The following is a 16,979-nucleotide window of genomic DNA, read 5'->3' on the forward strand; positions in this document are numbered from 1 at the left end:
CGCCATTTTGGACAACATGCGATGAAATTCGCCGCCAGCCTCTCGAAGTTTTTTGCCGGCATGCGCACGAGCGCAACGGCGGCGCGCAGCACTCATGCTGCAAAGCCCGCGCCGCTCATCATCGCGTTGGAGCCGCGCATCGTCTACGACGGATCGGCGGCCGCCATCGGCGCTGCTGCCACCGCGCAGCATCATGCGGACGCGGACACCCATGGCGCGAGCGGCTCGGCCACGCCCGCGGCTGCGCAGGGCGAAGTGGCATCGGGCAGGGCATCGGCTGCTCCGGCTCACGCGGTGCAAGGGGATGCGGCCACGGCGGCGGCAACGGGCAAGAGCACAAGCGAGCGCGTCTCGGGAGCGACCACATCGGCCACCTCGACCACCTCGGCCACCGTGCATGGCTTGGCCGAAGCGGCGGTATCGGGGCCCGACAATCAGGTCGTTTTCATCGACTCGAACGTCAGCGGTTATCAGACGCTGATTGCCGGTCTGCCGTCCGGCACCCAGTACGTCATGCTGGATTCGACGAAGGACGGCCTCGCGCAGATCGCCCAGTATCTCGAGCAGCACCCTGGCGTGAGCGCGATTCACCTCGTTTCGCACGGAACGGATGGCGAAATTCAGGTGGGCAGCACATGGCTCAACGAAGGCGATTTGTCGGCCTACAGCGCGGAACTTGCGCAGATTGGCGCGGCCATGAAGCCGGGTGGCGACTTTCTGATTTACGGCTGCGATGTCGCCGGGAACGCGGACGGCCAGGCGCTCGTGCAGCAAATCGCTTCGATATCCGGATTAAACGTGGCGGCGTCGACCGATGCCACAGGCGCAGCGGCGCTGGGCGGCGACTGGACGCTGGAGTACGACGCAGGGGTCGTGCATACGCCGGTGATTTTTTCGCTGGCCGCCGAGCAGCAATACGACGGCTTGCTGGGCGTGACGAATGAAACGTTCGACAGCCAGATCGGCTATGTGACGACCGGGGGCGCGAGCGGCGTCACGTCGTTTACGCTGGATGGCATCACTTACACGATGGATCAGGCTGCGGAGTTCGCCGTCGACAGTACGACCGTCAATCAGTTCGGCGCGCCGCCATTGAGCACCGGTTCGACCGATGGGGTGTTGTTCGGCAACGTGCAAGGCACCTCGTTGACGTCGATGACGCTGACGCTGCAAAACGGCGACAAGATGGCCGTGCAGAGTTTCGACATCGATATCAATGCGCCTTCGGTGGTCGCGGTCGAGGCGCTGGATGCCTCCGGAAATGTGATAGGCACAATCACGCTCGACACCTCGAAGAATGGCGGCAGTTCGGTGTTTCATGAGGATCTCTCGAACAACGCTGCGTTTTCGGGCATCAAGAGCCTGAGGTTCGTCGAGACGGACGGGGCTTTTCTGACGCCGACGCTCAACAACTTCGCCTACGTCGACCTCTCTTCGCCGCCGGCCTTGACGGCTTCAGGCGGCAGCACGTCTTTCGTCGAAGCCGACAACGTTACGTCCACGCCCGTCGCGATCGATAACGGCCTGACGCTGACCGATGGCGATGCAACCACGGCGAAGCAGGGCACGGTCAGCATCACGGGCAACTTCTCGGCGGGCCAGGACGTGCTGGGATTCAACAATACCAGCGCGGCCCTATACGGCGACATTACACGCAGCTACAACGCCACCACGGGCGTGTTGACGCTCACCTCGCCGAGCGGCTCGGCCAACATCGCGCAGTGGCAGAACGCGTTTCGCGCCGTGACCTACACGGACACGGCCGTGACGCCGAGCACCGCGACGCGTACGGTGAGCTTCGCATTGACGAGCGATGCCTACCTGTCGTCCAGCAATACGGTCACGAAAAACGTGACCGTCACCGCGACCGACCAGACGCCGATCGTATCGACCACGGGCGGCACGACGGCCTACCGCTCCGGCAGCTCCGCCACGACGATCGACAGCGGGGTTTCGGTGACCGACCTCGACAACACCAGCCAGGCGTCGGGCACGGTCTCGATCGGCACCGGCTTTCAGAGCGGCGATACGCTGAGCTTCTCGAATACGAGTTCGACCACGTTTGGCAATATCCTCGGCTCGTACAACGCGGCAACCGGCGTGCTGACGCTGACGTCCGCGAGCGCATCGGCCACCGACGTTCAATGGGAACATGCGTTGTCGGCGGTTACGTTCTCGAGCACCAGCACGTCGTATGGCAACCGCACGATCTCGTTCGCGACGAATGACGGAAGCAAAACGAGCACTGCGGCGACCGATATTGTCAACGTCACCAATGCGGTGCTCGTGACCACGGATGCCGGATCGGCAGCGTTCGTGGCGGGCGATAACACGACGTCGACACCCGTTGCGGTGGATTCCGGTTTGACGGTGAGCGACACGCTGGCAACCACGCTGGGTTCCGCGACGGTCGCCATTACGGGCAATTTCCGCGCGGGCGAGGACGTGCTGGCGTTCACGAACGACGGTTCGACGATGGGCAACATCGTCGGCGCGTACAACGCGGTGACGGGCGTGCTCACGCTGACTTCGTCCAGTGCGAGCGCGACGCTCGCGCAATGGCAGAGCGCGCTGCGGTCGGTGACCTACACCGACACGGCCGTCACGCCGAACAATACGACGCGCACGATCAGCTTCACCGCGGTCGATGGCGCGAGCAACACGAGCGCCACCGCCACGCGTACCGTGACGGTGACGGACACCGATCAAACGCCGATCGTCACGACGACGGGCGGCACGACGAGCTACGTGGGCGGCACCTCGGCCGTGACGATCGACGGCGGCATCAGGGTCAGCGATCTCGACAACAGTACGCAAGCGTCGGGCACGGTGGCGATCACGGGCGGCTTCCATAGCGGCGATACGCTCTCGTTCACGAACGACGGCACGACGATGGGCAATATCGTCGGCTCGTATAACGCGGCGACCGGCGTGCTGACGCTGACCTCGTCAGGCGCCGTGGCCACCGTCCCGCAGTGGGCCAGCGCGCTGGATGCGGTGACGTTCGCCAGCACGAGCACGACTTACGGCAACCGCACGATTTCGTTCGCGACGAGCGACGGCACGAAGACGAGCACGGCGGCGACCGACACGATCGCCATGACGGCGCCGCCGACGATCACGACCGATTCGGGCTCGGCTTCTTTCGTCGCGGGCGATAACGCCACGTCGACGCCGGTGGCCATCGATTCAGGCCTCACGGTTACCGACGGCAGCGCCGCCACGCTCGGCACGACGACGGTCGCGATCACGGGGGGCTTCCACAGCGCCGAAGACCAGCTCGGGTTCACGAACGATGGTTCGACGATGGGCAACATCGTCGGCACGTACAACGCGGCGACGGGCGTGCTCACGCTGACTTCGTCCAGTGCGAGCGCGACGCTCGCGCAATGGCAGAGCGCGCTCCAGTCGGTGACCTACACCGACACGGCCGTCACGCCGAACAACGCGACGCGCACGATCAGCTTCACTGCGGTCGACGGCGCGGGCAACACGAGCGCCACCGCCACACGCACCGTGACGGTGACGGACACCGATCAAACGCCGATCGTCACGACGACGGGCGGCACGACGAACTACGTGGGCGGCACCTCGGCCGTGACGATCGATGGCGGCATCACGGTCAGCGATCTCGACAACACCACGCAGGCAAGCGCGACCGTTTCCATCAGCTCGGGCTTGCACAGCGGCGACACGCTCACGTTCATCAATACCAACTCGACCACGTTCGGCAACATCATCGGCTCGTATAACGCGGGAACGGGCGTGCTGACGATGACTTCGTCCGGCGATACGGCCCTCGACGCGCAGTGGGCCAACGCATTGAGGGCGGTCACGTTCTCGGCGAGTTCGAGCGCTACGCCGGGCAATCGTACGGTTTCGTTCACGATCAACGATGGCATCAAGAACAGCGTCGCGGCAACGGATACCGTGACGGTGCTGGGTCCGCCCACGATCACGACCGATTCGGGCTCGGCTTCTTTCGTCGCGGGAGACAACGCCCCGTCGACGCCGGTGGCAATCGATTCAGGCCTCACGCTGACCGACGGCACGTCGCCGACGCTGGCGTCGACCACCGTGGCAATCACGGGCGGCTTCCGAAGCGGCGAGGATGTGCTCGGATTCACGAACACGAGTTCGACGACATACGGCAACATTGCCGCGTTGTACAACACGAGCACCGGCGTGCTGACACTGACCTCGTCGAGCAACACGGCAACGCTTGCGCAATGGCAGGCCGCGCTTGCTTCGGTGACGTACACCGACACGGCCATTACGCCCGATAACACCACGCGCACGATCAGCTTCACGGCGGTGGACACCGGCGCCTTCACGAGCAACACGGCGACACGCACGGTGACGGTGACCGACACCGACCAGACGCCGATTGTCTCCACGACCGGCGGCACCACGGACTATGTGGGCGGCACCAGCGCGGTGACCATCGACGGCGCCGTCACGGTGACCGACCGCGACAACGCTACGCAATCGGTCGGCACGGTATCGATTACCAGCGGCTTGCACAGCGGCGATACGCTCACGTTCATCAATACCGGCTCGGTCACGTTCGGCAACATCGTCGGCTCGTATAACGCGGCAACGGGCGTGCTGACGATGACTTCGTCCGGCGATACAGCCACCGACGCCCAGTGGTCCAATGCGTTGAGTGCGGTGACGTTTTCGGCGAGTTCGGCGGCGACGCCGGGCAGCCGCACGATCGCATTCACGGTGAACGACGGCACCAGGACGAGCGCCGCGACGACCGACACCGTCGACGTACTCGGCCCGCCGACGATCACGGTCGACTCGGGTTCCGCCTCGTTCGTGGCCGGCGACAACGTTGTTTCGACGCCGGTCGCCATCGACAGCGGCCTGAGCGTGACGGATGGCGCGAGCACGACGCTGGCCTCGGCCACCGTTGCCATCACGGGTAATTTCCACGCGGGTGAGGACCTGCTGTCGTTCACGAACGACAGCGCGACGATGGGCAATATCGTCGCCTCGTACAACGCGTCCACCGGCGTGATGACGCTGGTCTCGTCGGGTGCCTCGGCCACCGTGGCGCAGTGGCAGTCGGCGCTCGATTCGGTGACGTACACCGATATCGCAGTGACGCCCAACAATGCGACGCGCACGGTGAGCTTCACGGTTGTCGATGGCGCAGGCGTCACGAGCAACACGGCGACGCGCACGGTGACGGTGACCGACACCGACCAGACGCCGGTCGTGACGACCACGGGCGGAACGATCCGGTATGCGGGCGGCACGTCGGCGACGACGATCGACGGCGCCATAACGGTCACCGATCGCGACAACACCACGCAAGCGTCGGCGACGGCGTCGATCAGCGCGGGTTTCCATAGCGGCGATACGCTGAGCTTCGGGAATACGGGTTTTAGCCAGTTCGGCAATATCGCCGCGACGTTCGACCCCGCCACGGGCGTACTGACGATGACGTCCGCGGGCGCGACGGCCACCGATGTTCAGTGGTCCAATGCATTGAGCGCGGTGACGTTCTCGGCGAGTGCCTTCGCGATGCCGGGCAACCGCACGATCTCGTTCGCGGTGAACGACGGGACCAAAACGAGCGCCGTGGCGACGGACACGGTCGAACTCACCGCGCCGCCGACGCTCGCCACCGATGCCGGTTCGGCTTCGTTCGTCGCGGGCGACAACACGGCATCGACGCCGGTGACGATCGACCCGGGGCTGAGCCTCGCGGACGGCAGCGCGACGACGCTGGCTTCGGCGAGCGTCGCGCTCACCGGCAATTTCCGCAGCGGCGAGGACGTGCTGGGGTTCACGAACGACGGCGCGACGATGGGCAATATCGCCGGTTCATACAATGCAGCGACGGGCGTGCTCACGCTGAACTCGGCCGGCGCGAGCGCGACGCTCGCGCAGTGGCAGGCGGCGCTGCGCTCGGTGACGTACACCGATACGGCGGTGACGCCCAACAATGCGACGCGCACGGTGAGCTTCACGGCGACCGATGGCGCAGGCATCGCGAGCAACACCGCGACGCGCACGGTCAGCGTGACCGACACCGACCAGACGCCGATCGTGACAACCACGGGCGGCGCGACGAACTACGTGGCCGGCTCGTCGGCAACGGTCGTCAACCCGCACGTGAGCGTGAGCGACCTCGACAACGCGGCTCAATCGTCGGCGACGGTCTCGATTGCGGGCAACTTCCACAGCGGTGAAGACACGCTCGCCTTCGCGAACACGAGCGCGACGTCATACGGCAATATTTCGGCATCCTACAATGCGGCAACGGGCGTGCTGACGCTGAATTCGGCTGGCGGCACGGCCACCGATGCGCAGTGGGCCAACGCGCTGAGCGCCGTGACCTTCGCGAGCAGCGGCACGCATTTCGATAACCGGACGATCGCGTTCGCGACCAACGACGGCACGAAAACGAGCGCAGCGGCCAACGCCACCGTCACCGTGCTCGACCGGCCGCACGTGGTCACGGACGCGGGCCCGGCCTCGTTCGTTGCCGCCGACAATGCGCCTTCGACGCCGGTGGTCGTCTCGCCGGGCTTGACGCTAAACGATGCGAGCAGCACGACGCTCGCTGCGGCAACGGTTGCGATCACGGGCGGCTTCCATGGCGGCGAAGACGTGCTCGCGTTCGCGAACGACGGCGCGACCATGGGCGACATCGCAGCCAGCTACGATGCAGGCACGGGCGTGCTGACCCTGCGCTCGGCCAGCGGCGGCGCGACACTCGCGCAGTGGCGCGCGGCACTGGCCTCGGTCACCTATGCCGATACGGCGATCCGGCCCGACGCCACGACGCGCGTAATCAGCTTCACCGTGACGGACGGCAACGGCACCCCGAGCGATGTGCAGACCCGCAGCGTGACGGTGGCCGACACCGACCAGACACCGCTTCTGAGCGTGAGCGGCAGCGTGACGTTCGTTTCGAGCGAGGTTGGCGCGACGCCGGTGGCCGTGGCCCCCGAGGTGACGCTGAGCGATCGCGACCCGGGTGCCACGCTGATCTCGGCGCAGGTGACGATCACCACCGGCTTCGACGCTGCACACGATACGCTCGGCTTCACCGGCAGCGCGGCGACGGGCAACATCGCGGCGAGCTATAACGCCGGCACGGGTGTGCTGACGTTGACGGTGAGCAGCGGGACGGCGTCGCTGGCCCAATGGCAGGCGGCGCTGCAGTCGGTCACGTATGCCGACTCGGCGCATGGCGCGAGCGGCAGCCGCACGGTGACGTTCTCGGTCAGCGACGGCGTGAAGCACAGCGCGCTCGCGTCCAACACGGTCAGCATCGTCGCGGGGCCATCGGGCGGCTCGCCGACATCCTCGTTGCCGACGCAGACCGGGGAGGGGCACTTCGGCGCCGCCTCGTCCTCGACGCACGGGAGCGGCTCGGACCACACGGCCCCGGCCTACGTGCTCGACGAGTTCGATCGGCCGGTCCAGCTCGGCTCGCTGCCCGTGGTGCCCACGATCACGTTCTCGGACCCGAACGCGACGCACATTCCGCACTCGCTCGACAGGACGACGGTGCCGCGCTTCGACGCAACGGCGCTCGACGCGGCGCTCGCGCTCACGCCCCCACCCGTGGACGTGCCGGCGCCGCTGCCGGAGCTTGCGCTTGCGGTGCGCCCCGACGATCCGTTCTCGATCGATGTCGCGACGCTGTTGCCGCCCTCGGCGGCGCTGCACGGCACGGACGTCACGGTCCGGCTCGCCGATGGCCGCTCGCTGCCGGGCTGGGTCCATTACGACGCCGCGAACGGCGTGCTGCGCGGAAAGTTGCCGCCGGGCGCGCAGGACGTGCACATCGTCATGCGCACACGCGATGCGGCGGGCCATGAGACGCGCCGCGAAATCGTGCTGGCGCCGCCTGGTCATCGCGGGGCGCATGGTGCACCTCATGGCGACCCCCCCGGCGATCGCACCGGCGATCCCTCCGGCCTCGATCATCCGACGGCACCCGGCCACGCCGCCCGCACGGGCGCCGAGCCAGTGCTCGCGCGCGCCGGGCACCCCGAGGGCAAGCCCTCGCTCGATCAGCAATTCCAGCGCGCGCGCGTGGCGTTGCACGTGACGCGGCCCAACGCTGGCGTTGCAGGTGGCACCACTCGCACATGAATTTCCGACATTGCCGAACACCCATGAACTTACAACCGTCCGTTGCCGAAGTGATGCCTTCAACCGCTCCCGCTGCGCGCACAGCGCGCGAGACCCGTTCGCCGCGCAGGCTGCGCCCGTCGCTGATCGCCGCCTCGCTCGCGGCATTGTGGCTGGCGGGCTGCGCCGTTCGCCCGACGCCGTTTACCGACGCTGAGCGCGTGCAGAGCGCGCAAGCCGACCGCACGGCGATGTTCGCGGACCAGCCGCCGCTGGCCGCGCCCGTGACGCTCGAAGAGGCGATGGCGCGCGCGATCCGCTACAACCTCGACCATCGCCTGAAAATGATGGAAGAGGCGCTCGCGCAAAAGCAGCTCGACGTCGCCAACTTCGACATGCTGCCGCGCCTGACCGCGCAGGCCGGCTATACGAACCGCAATCATCCGCTTGCGTCGTCGTCCGAGGGGCTCTACACGAATACGGAGGTCGTGCCGCCGTCGTTCTCGACCGACCAGAACGATCGCACGGCCGATCTCATGTTCTCGTGGAATCTGCTCGATTTCGGCGTGAGCTATTTCGAGGCGAAGGAGCAGGCCGACCGCGTGCTCGTGGTCGAGCAGCGCCGGCGCAAGGTCATGCAGTTGATGATGCAGCAGGTGCGCGAGGCGTATTGGGAAGCCGTGGGCGCGCAGCGACTCTCGAGCCGCGTCGGGCCGCTGCTCGCGCAGGCGAAGCAGGCGCTCGACGACTCGCGCCAGTCGCAGCAGGAGGGTTTGCGCTCGCCGCTCGACACGCTCGCCTATCAGCACTCGCTGCTCGACATCATGCGGCAGCTCGAAATCGTGCGCGACCAGCTCGACGAAGCCAGGCCGCGCCTGGCCTCGCTGATGAACGTCGCGCCCGGCACCGACTTTACGCTCGCGCCGCCCGAGGGCTTTGCGCGGCCCACCTTCGACATGCCGATGGAGCGCATGGAAGAGACCGCGCTCGAGCGCCGGCCGGAACTGGTCGAGGCGAGCTACAACGAGCGCATCAGCATCAACGAGACGCACAAGGCGATCGCGAAGCTGCTGCCCGGCATCGAGGTGCAACTGGGCGGGCACTACGACAGCAACAGCTTTCTCGTCTATCACGCATGGCGCGCGGCCGGCATCAACGTGAGCTGGAATTTGCTGAACGTGCTCAACGCGAAGAACATCCGCGGTCTCGCCGACGCACAGCACGAAGTCGCGCACGCACAGCGGCTCGCGCTCTCGATGGCGGTGCTCACGCAGGTGCACGTGGCGCGCGCCGAGCTGAGCGCCAAGGAACGCCAGTTCGATCTCAACCGGCAGATCAACGACGTCGACAGCCAGATTCTGCAGCACACGCACAACGCGACGATCGCCAATGCGCAGGGCAAGCTCGAAGAGATTCGCGCGGCGACCTCGGCGATGATGTCGGAGCTGCGCCTGTATCAGAGCTACGGCGAGCTTGAAAGCGCCTATGGGCAGATGCTGGCCACGATCGGGCTGGACGCGGTGCCGGCCAACGTCGGCAGCGCCGATTTGAAATCGATCGAGCAGTCGATCGACAAGGAGCAACTGCGGTGGGCCGCATTCGGCCACGCGGACGGAGTGAAGACGCAATGAACGGAAGGTGCAGGGCAGGGCAGCGCAGCGCGGCCCGCTTGATGATGTCGATGAAGTCGCTGAAGGCGCTGAAGACGATGGTGGCGCTCATGGTGGTGGTGGGCGCTCAAAGCTGTCTGGCGGCGGCGCCGGTTGCTGTGCCGGCGGCTGTGGCGGTTATGCCGGTTGCGGTGGCGGCGCCGCATGCCGACGACGAAGGACGCATTCGCGTACAGCTTGTCGCGCGCGACGAGGTCGAACTGTCGAGCGAAATCAGCGCGAAGATTGCCGCGATGCCGTATCGCGAAGGCGACGCGTTCCGCGCGGGCCAGACGCTCGTCTCGCTCGATTGCTCGCTGTACGCCGCGCAATTGCACAAGGCGCAGGCCGAGTCCGATGCAGCCGTGCAGCTCAAGCATGTCGACGACCGGCTCTCGGAACTGCATTCGATTGGCGAGATCGACGTGCAGCAAGCCGCGGCGCGTGCGAAGGCGAGTGCTGCCGAGGTTGCCTATATGCAGGCGACCGTGCGCAAGTGCAGCATTGGCGCGCCGTTCGATGGGCGTGTTGTGAAGCGCAGCGCGGCGGCGCAGCAGTTCGCTCAGCCAGGCAAGACGCTATTGACGGTCGTCGACACGGGCCATCTCGAACTGAAGATGATCGTGCCGTCGAAATGGCTTGCCTGGCTCAAGCCCGGCCATTCGTTGGTGGTCAGGGTGGATGAGGTCGGCAAGACCTATCCGGCCGCGGTCGCGCGCATCGGTGCGCGCGTGGACCCCGTGACGCAGACCGTTGATGTGACAGCCGCGCTGTCCGGTCATCCCCCGGAACTTCTGCCTGGCATGAGTGGCTGGGCGAGTTTTGCTGGGACCGCCCGCTAGGGGCTGTTTACAATCGATCGTTTTCGTTCAGTGGCTCGGTTTTTTTTCGCGTTTCATTGTTTTCGCGTTTCCTTGTTTTCGTGTCGGTCTATTAGTGTTGCCCCTGTGCGGGGCGGCACCTACTTTTCTTTGCAGCCGCAAAGAAAAGTAGGCAAAAGAAAGCGGCTCAAACCGCTAGTGTGACGCCGTACACCTCTTGCCGTTAATCGAAGTGGTTCCGGGGCATCCGTCACCTCGCACCTTGAAACTGAGTGACAAAGGAGTCATGCATCCCGCTGCTCGCTACGCGCGCAGCGGTCGGGTCTGCGAGGGAAACCATGAGTACTGCCTGGGTAAGCGGATGCCCATGCGCTCCACTGGTTTTGGGTTATGCCCCACGGCGCGCGTAGCGCCGCCGGAGGAATGAGTCCTTTGTCACTCCGTTGTATGGCGCGTGGTGACAGACGCTCCGGAACCGCTCCGATAATGGGCAAGTGGTCCACTGCGTCACACTAGCGGTTTGAGCGGCTTTCTTTTGCCTACTTTTCTTTGCCGCTGCAAAGAAAAGTAGGTGCCGCCCCGCACAGGGGCAACGCTAATAGACCGACACGAATACAAGGAAACGCGAAGGGAAACGCGACAACCCAGTCCCCACGAAATACAAAAAAAACACAGACCCTATTAGCCCCCTGGTAACTGGTCATGAATGCTCCGCTGCGCATCGACGCAAGCGCACTCGCCATCCTATGGCAACTCTCGGCACGCGCCCGCGAAGCGCTGTCCGAGGAGACGCTCGGCTTCGTCATCGTCAACGAATCGCTCGCGCTTGCGCCGTACCGCCAGGCGGCCTGGTGGCGAGCGCCGGCTGCGGTGCCTGGCGCTGTCGCGGCTGTTTCGGGGTTGCCGCAAAGCGACCCGGGCGCGCCCTACGTGCAGTGGCTTGGCGAGGTGTGCCGCGTGCTCGACCGCCGCTCGGCCCATCCTCACGCGCGGGCTGCTGCGCAGCGGGGGCCTGGGCAAAGTGACCAAGGCAGCCAGGGCAGCCAGGTCAGCCAGGGCAACGCGCCCAGCGCCACACCGAGCCCCCCTGAGCAGCCCGCCGCCGACGCGGCGCGCAAGTCGCCCTACGCGTTCACCGCCTATGCGCTGCCGGAGCCGCTCGCGGCCGACTGGAGCGCCTGGTGGCCGGCGCATGCACTGTGGGTGCCGCTCATCGACCGCGCGGGCCGCTCGTTGGGCGGCGTGGTGTTCGCGCGCGACGAGCCGTGGACGCAGGTCGACGAGGTGCTGTTCGCCGAGCTGGCCTGCGTCTGGTCGCATGCGCTGGCGGCCTTCGCGCCGCGGGCCTCGTGGATCGAGCGCGCGCGGCTCGCGCTGCGCGCAGGCAAGCAGCGCCGCCGTGCGCTTGTGGCGCTTGCCTGTGCCCTCGTGGTGCCGGTGCCGCTCACCGTGCTCGCGCCGGCCGAGGTGACGCCCAAGGATCCGTTCGTGGTGCGCTCGCCGCTCGACGGCGTCATCGACCGTCTCATCGCGCAGCCCAATCAGCGCGTGGCGGCGGGCGCGCCCCTCTTCGCGCTCGATTCCACGGCGCTTGCCTCGCGCTATGCGCTCGCGAACAAGAACTACGCCACGGCGCAGGAGGAGTACCGGCAGACCGCGCAGCTTGCCGTCACCGACGACAAGGACCGGCTCGACATGGCATTGCGCAAGGGCAAGCTCGATGCAAGCGCGGTCGAACTCGACTACACGGCGCGGGAGCTGGCGCGCGTGCGTGTGAGCGCGCCGCGCGCGGGCGTGGCGGTTTTTTCCGATCCGAACGACTGGAACGGCAAGGCCGTGTCGATCGGCGAGAAGGTGATGCTGCTCGCCGATCCCGCCCACGTCGAACTGACGGCCTGGGTTCCGGCCGCCGACAACGTCGACGTCGTGCCGGGCGCGACGCTCACGCTGTATCCGAAGAGCTCGCCGCTCGCGGCCTACGACGCGCGCATCGACACCGTCGCCTATCACGCGGAGCCCACGCCGGACGGCATCGTGGCCTACCGCGTGAGGGCGACGTTCGTCGGCGCGGCCCAGCCGCCGCTCGGCGCGATGGGCACGGCGCGCATTCATGGCCGCTGGGTGCCGCTCGCCTACTGGCTGTTGCGGCGCCCGCTCGCGTCGGCGCGGCAGTGGCTCGGCTGGTAAGCCGTGCGTGGTGTGTACGCGTATGTACACGTATATATGCCGTGTGTTCTCTCACTTGACGTAGCGCTTCGATGCCTCTTCCGACTCTTCGCCAGGAACTGAGCCTGTCGCCCGCCGCCGCGACGCCCGAGGGCGCGCCCACGTGGATGCTCCACGACCCGGCGGGCAATCGCTTCTTCCAGATTGGCTGGCCCGCGTTCGAGATGCTCTCGCGCTGGTCGATGGGCGATGCCGCCGCGATCGTCGCGTCCGTGAATGCCGAGACCACGCTGAATCTGACGCTGGACGACTTCGAGGCACTCGTGCAGACGCTGCGCCAGCAGCATCTGCTGGTGGCGGCGAACGCGCTCGACACCGGGCGGCTCGCGGGCGCCGCCGCGGCCAGCCAGCTTTCGCACGCAATGTGGCTCCTCAAGCACTACCTGATGATCCGCGTGCCGCTCTGGCGGCCGATGCCGTTCCTGCGGCGCTTCGCGCGCTACGCCGAACTTGCTTACCGGCCCGCGTTCTGGGCGGTCGTCGCAGGCGCGGCGCTGGCGGGGCTCGTGCTGGTGTCGCGCCGCTGGGACGAGTTCGTCCATACGTTCCACAGTTACGCGGATCTGCACGGACTCCTCACGATTGGCATCGCCCTGGGCGTGGCGAAGGTGCTGCACGAGTTCGGGCATGCGTTCACCGCGCATCGTTACGGCTGCCGCGTGCCGACGATGGGCGTGGCGCTGCTCGTGATGGTGCCGGTGCTCTATACGGATACGACCGAAGCCTGGAAGGTGCCGGGGCGGGCCGAGCGCTTGCGTATCGGCGCGGCGGGCATGCTGACCGAGCTCGCGCTCGCGGCGTTCGCCACGCTCGCGTGGAGCGTGCTGCCCGACGGGCCGCTGCGCGCGGGCGCTTTCCTGCTCGCGACAACGACCTGGATCGGCACGCTGACGATCAACGCCAGCCCGTTCATGCGCTTCGACGGCTATTTCCTGCTATCCGACTGGCTCGACATGCCGAACCTGCACGACCGCGCGTTCGCGTTCGGGCGCTGGTGGATGCGCGAACGCCTGTTCGGCTTCGGCGACCCGCAACCCGAGCCGTGCGCGCCGCAACGCCGGCGCTTTCTGATCGCCTTTTCGTTCGCGACCTGGCTTTATCGGCTCGTCGTGTTTTTTTCGATCGCGCTGCTGGTTTATCACGCGTTTTTCAAGGCGCTGGGTCTCGTGCTCTTTTGCGTGGAGTTCGGATGGTTCATCGCGCGGCCGGTCGTTCGCGAAGTGCTCGCCTGCTGGCGTCGTCGCGCGGACCTGCACTGGAGGCGCGAAACGCGGCGCAGCGCCATCGTGGGCGGGCTGCTGTTCGCGTTCTTCGTGCTGCCCTGGCATGGCGGTGTCAATGCGCCGGCCGTGTTCGGCCCGTTGCACGCACAAGGTCTCTACGCACCCGAAGCCGCTTACGTGACGCAGACGGCGCCGGTAGCCCGGGACGGGCAGCGCGTGCGCGCAGGCGACGTGCTGGCCGTGCTGGCTTCGCCCGATCTCGCGCATCGGCTGCAAGCGGCCCAGACCGAGGAAGCGTTGTTGCGCTGGCAACTCGAGCAGCAACCGTTTGACGCGCGGCTGCTCGAGCAGGGCGTGGCGCTGCGGCGGCGCTGGGAAGCGGCGCGCGAAACGGTGCAGGGGCTGACGGCGCAGGTCGCGCAACTCACGCTGCGCGCGCCGTTCGATGGTGCGGTGCAAACCGACGACGAACTCGCGCCCGGCACCTGGCTGCCGCGCGGCGAGCGCTTGTTCGCCGTCGTCGGGCCGGCAGGCGTGAAGGGCGAAGCGTTCGTCGGCGAAGACGATGCGGCGCGCGTTGCACCCGGCGACAGTGTCAGCTTCGTTGCGGCGGTGCCCGAGCTGGAGGCGCTGCATTGCCGCGTCACGGCCGTCGATCGCGTCAACCTCGCCACGCTCGATGCACCATCGCTCGCGAGCGTCTATGGCGGCCCGCTGCCGGTGCAGGCGCAACCTGGCACGCACCAGCTCGTGCCGCTCGCGGCCACCTACCGCGTGCGTGTCGGCGCATGCCCGGCGAATGCGGCATGGCCGCGCGAGATCGTCGGCACGGCGACGATAGGCGGCGCGCGCGAGAGTTTCCTCTGGCGCGCGCTCAAGCGTCTCGTATCGGTCTTCGAGCGCGAGGGCGGCGCCTGAAGACCCATGTGGCGGTGCGGCAAGCCGCGCTTCAGGCGCGGCCGGTCGCCGGTAGTGTCGGTAGTGTCGGCAAAACGGTACAGGGCGACGCATCCTGAACGCCGCTCAATGCCAGTTGTTACGAATTGACGTACTTGTTACCGCACGTTTCAAGATGTCCTGTCATACCTTCCCAAGCTTGGCCTATGCTTCGCTCACCAAGAAAAAAACCCGGTGGGGGCTGAAAATGAAAAATGCATGGAAAACGCTCGCCTGTGCGGCGCTGACGTCGGCCTGGCTTGTGGCATGTGGTGGCGGAGGCGGCAGCGATACCAGTACGCCAACCGGTACGCTCAAAGTCTCGATGACCGATGCGCCTGCTTGCGGTTACAACAATGTCTACGTGACGGTGACGAAAATCCGCGTCAATGCCAGCGCGAACGCGGGCGACAACGACGCGGGCTGGGTTGACATCAACGTTGCCAATCCGCAGAAGCTCGATCTGCTCTCGCTTTCCAACGGCGTGCTCGCGGATCTCGGGCAGACGGCCCTGCCGGCCGGACAGTACCAGCAAGTCCGTCTGGTGCTTGCGCAGAATACCGGCAACACGCTGTCCAACTCGATTATCCCGACGGGCGGCAGCGAGCAGCCGCTCGATACGCCAAGCGCCACGCAAAGCGGCTACAAGATCATCCGGCCGTTCACGGTACAGGCGAATACCCTGGTCGATCTCGTGCTCGACTTCAATGCGTGCAAATCGATCGTTCAGCGCGGCAACGGTTCCTATGCGCTCAAGCCGGTGGTGAGCGCTACGCCGACCGTGGTGAGCGGTGCGATTGCTGGCTACGTCGCGCCGAACGATGTGGGCGCAACTGTTTATGCCGAGCAGAACGGACAGATCGTGAAGGGCACCGTCACGGACAACACGGGGCAGTTCGTGCTCTCGCCGCTCGTGCAAAGCTCGACCCAGGGCAATTACGACGTCGTGATCGTCAAGAGCGGGGAGACAACGGGCATCGTGCGTTCGGTGCCGGTGGTCGTCAACACGACGACGGCGCTCTCGACTTCGCAGACGCCGATTGCGCTGGCTGCTTCGGCCTCGAATTCGGTGAGTGGCACGGTCACCCCCAGCGCGGCTGCTGCGGTACGGGCGCTTCAGAGCATCGACTCCGCGTCGTATGAAATCGCGTCGACCAATGCGAATCTCGACACCGGCAACTACTCGCTGACGTTGCCGACCGCCGCGCCCATGATCGGCACGTATTCGGGTTCGCTTCCGGTTGCGCTGACTGCAGCGCCGGCCGCGGCGGGGCAGTATGGCATCGAAGCCGATGCGGCGAGCGGCGCGACCCAGTCGTCGACGGTCAACCTCAGCGCAGGCAGCCAGTCAAACGTCAACTTCTCCTTCTAAACGTTACGATGCCGGCCGGAAGGGCACGTCGCCCCTTCCGGACCGGGAGAAAAAGATGCGAAAAATATTGCTGATAGCCTCTGTGGTCGCCGGTGTGTTGAGCGGATGCGCGGTATACCTGCCGGACGCGGGTCCGCACGGCGGTCCGGGCAATGGGTTCTGTCCGCCCGGACAGGCGAAGAAAGGAAACTGCTGAAGCAGAAGTCGATTAAACGTGCGTCGCGTATCCGCCTCGATACCCCACGAACACGCCAACTAGCACGCACCGACACCGGCGTTCCTCCCACGCGCCCCTCTGCCATCAACGGATCGAGCGAGCGGTTCCCGCACGCCTCGGCCCGTACCACGCGAAAACCCCGCTCGCGACACCAGTCGAAGTCTTCGGCGGCGTAGCCCGTGCCGCGCAAACCAATCTGCACCACACGCTGGCAGTCGAGCGCCCCCTCTTCGACCGTGCAGCGAAACGGCGTGCCGTGTGCAATCTTTTCGCCCATCATCGTGTCGTTGACATCCGCGTGCGCGTCAACCGGAAAGCATGACGATGATGTGCGTGACACGAAATGGGTTTCGCAAAGATGACTTTTTACCAGGCGTAGACGCGGGAATATTATTGTGATAACAATGTTGTCTTGACATTAAAAATTTACGA

The 16,979-nt window shown here is 66.1% G+C and carries 6 protein-coding genes and 1 pseudogene; 6 read left to right on the forward strand and 1 reads right to left on the reverse strand.

Features of this window, described 5'->3' with window-relative positions:
* Positions 1–21 precede the first annotated feature (21 nt).
* From L5014_RS07625 to L5014_RS07650, 6 genes are all read left to right on the forward strand, one after another.
* Positions 22–8,124, forward strand: coding sequence for a DUF4347 domain-containing protein (locus L5014_RS07625; RefSeq protein WP_238462975.1), 8,103 nt, complete (start codon positions 22–24; stop codon positions 8,122–8,124).
* 53 nt (positions 8,125–8,177) lie between these two features.
* Positions 8,178–9,734, forward strand: coding sequence for a TolC family protein (locus L5014_RS07630; RefSeq protein ID WP_420800035.1), 1,557 nt, complete (start codon positions 8,178–8,180; stop codon positions 9,732–9,734).
* A 50-nt stretch (positions 9,735–9,784) separates the two neighbouring features.
* A complete protein-coding gene (locus L5014_RS07635) occupies positions 9,785–10,594 on the forward strand; it encodes an efflux RND transporter periplasmic adaptor subunit (RefSeq protein ID WP_420800036.1) in 810 nt (269 codons plus the stop codon).
* Positions 10,595–11,275: 681 nt separating this feature from the next.
* Positions 11,276–12,760 carry an efflux RND transporter periplasmic adaptor subunit gene (locus tag L5014_RS07640; protein ID WP_238462978.1) on the forward strand — a complete coding sequence of 495 codons (1,485 nt, stop codon included), beginning with the start codon at positions 11,276–11,278 and terminating at the stop codon, positions 12,758–12,760.
* A 71-nt stretch (positions 12,761–12,831) separates the two neighbouring features.
* Positions 12,832–14,940: a site-2 protease family protein gene (locus tag L5014_RS07645; protein ID WP_238462979.1), complete on the forward strand. Its 2,109-nt coding sequence runs from the start codon at positions 12,832–12,834 to the stop codon at positions 14,938–14,940.
* Between the two features lie 226 nt (positions 14,941–15,166).
* Positions 15,167–16,330 (forward strand): DUF4382 domain-containing protein, encoded by a 1,164-nt coding sequence (locus L5014_RS07650; protein WP_238462980.1) that lies wholly within the window; start codon positions 15,167–15,169, stop codon positions 16,328–16,330.
* Positions 16,331–16,599: 269 nt separating this feature from the next.
* Here the strand turns inward: L5014_RS07650 and L5014_RS07655 are convergent.
* Positions 16,600–16,857, reverse strand: a pseudogene (locus tag L5014_RS07655) (arginase family protein); the annotation flags it as partial.
* Positions 16,858–16,979: the final 122 nt, after the last annotated feature.

The organism is Paraburkholderia tagetis, assembly GCF_022213065.1.
Lineage (GTDB): Bacteria > Pseudomonadota > Gammaproteobacteria > Burkholderiales > Burkholderiaceae > Paraburkholderia > Paraburkholderia tagetis.

Excerpts from the sequence above, each read along its gene's own strand:
- L5014_RS07625 (WP_238462975.1), top strand. The coding sequence starts at position 22 with ATGAAATTCGCCGCCAGCCTCTCGAAGTTTTTTGCCGGCATGCGCACG.
- L5014_RS07630 (WP_420800035.1), top strand. The coding sequence starts at position 8,178 with ATGCCTTCAACCGCTCCCGCTGCGCGCACAGCGCGCGAGACCCGTTCG.
- L5014_RS07635 (WP_420800036.1), top strand. The coding sequence starts at position 9,785 with ATGAAGTCGCTGAAGGCGCTGAAGACGATGGTGGCGCTCATGGTGGTG.
- L5014_RS07640 (WP_238462978.1), top strand. The coding sequence starts at position 11,276 with ATGAATGCTCCGCTGCGCATCGACGCAAGCGCACTCGCCATCCTATGG.
- L5014_RS07645 (WP_238462979.1), top strand. The coding sequence starts at position 12,832 with ATGCCTCTTCCGACTCTTCGCCAGGAACTGAGCCTGTCGCCCGCCGCC.
- L5014_RS07650 (WP_238462980.1), top strand. The coding sequence starts at position 15,167 with ATGAAAAATGCATGGAAAACGCTCGCCTGTGCGGCGCTGACGTCGGCC.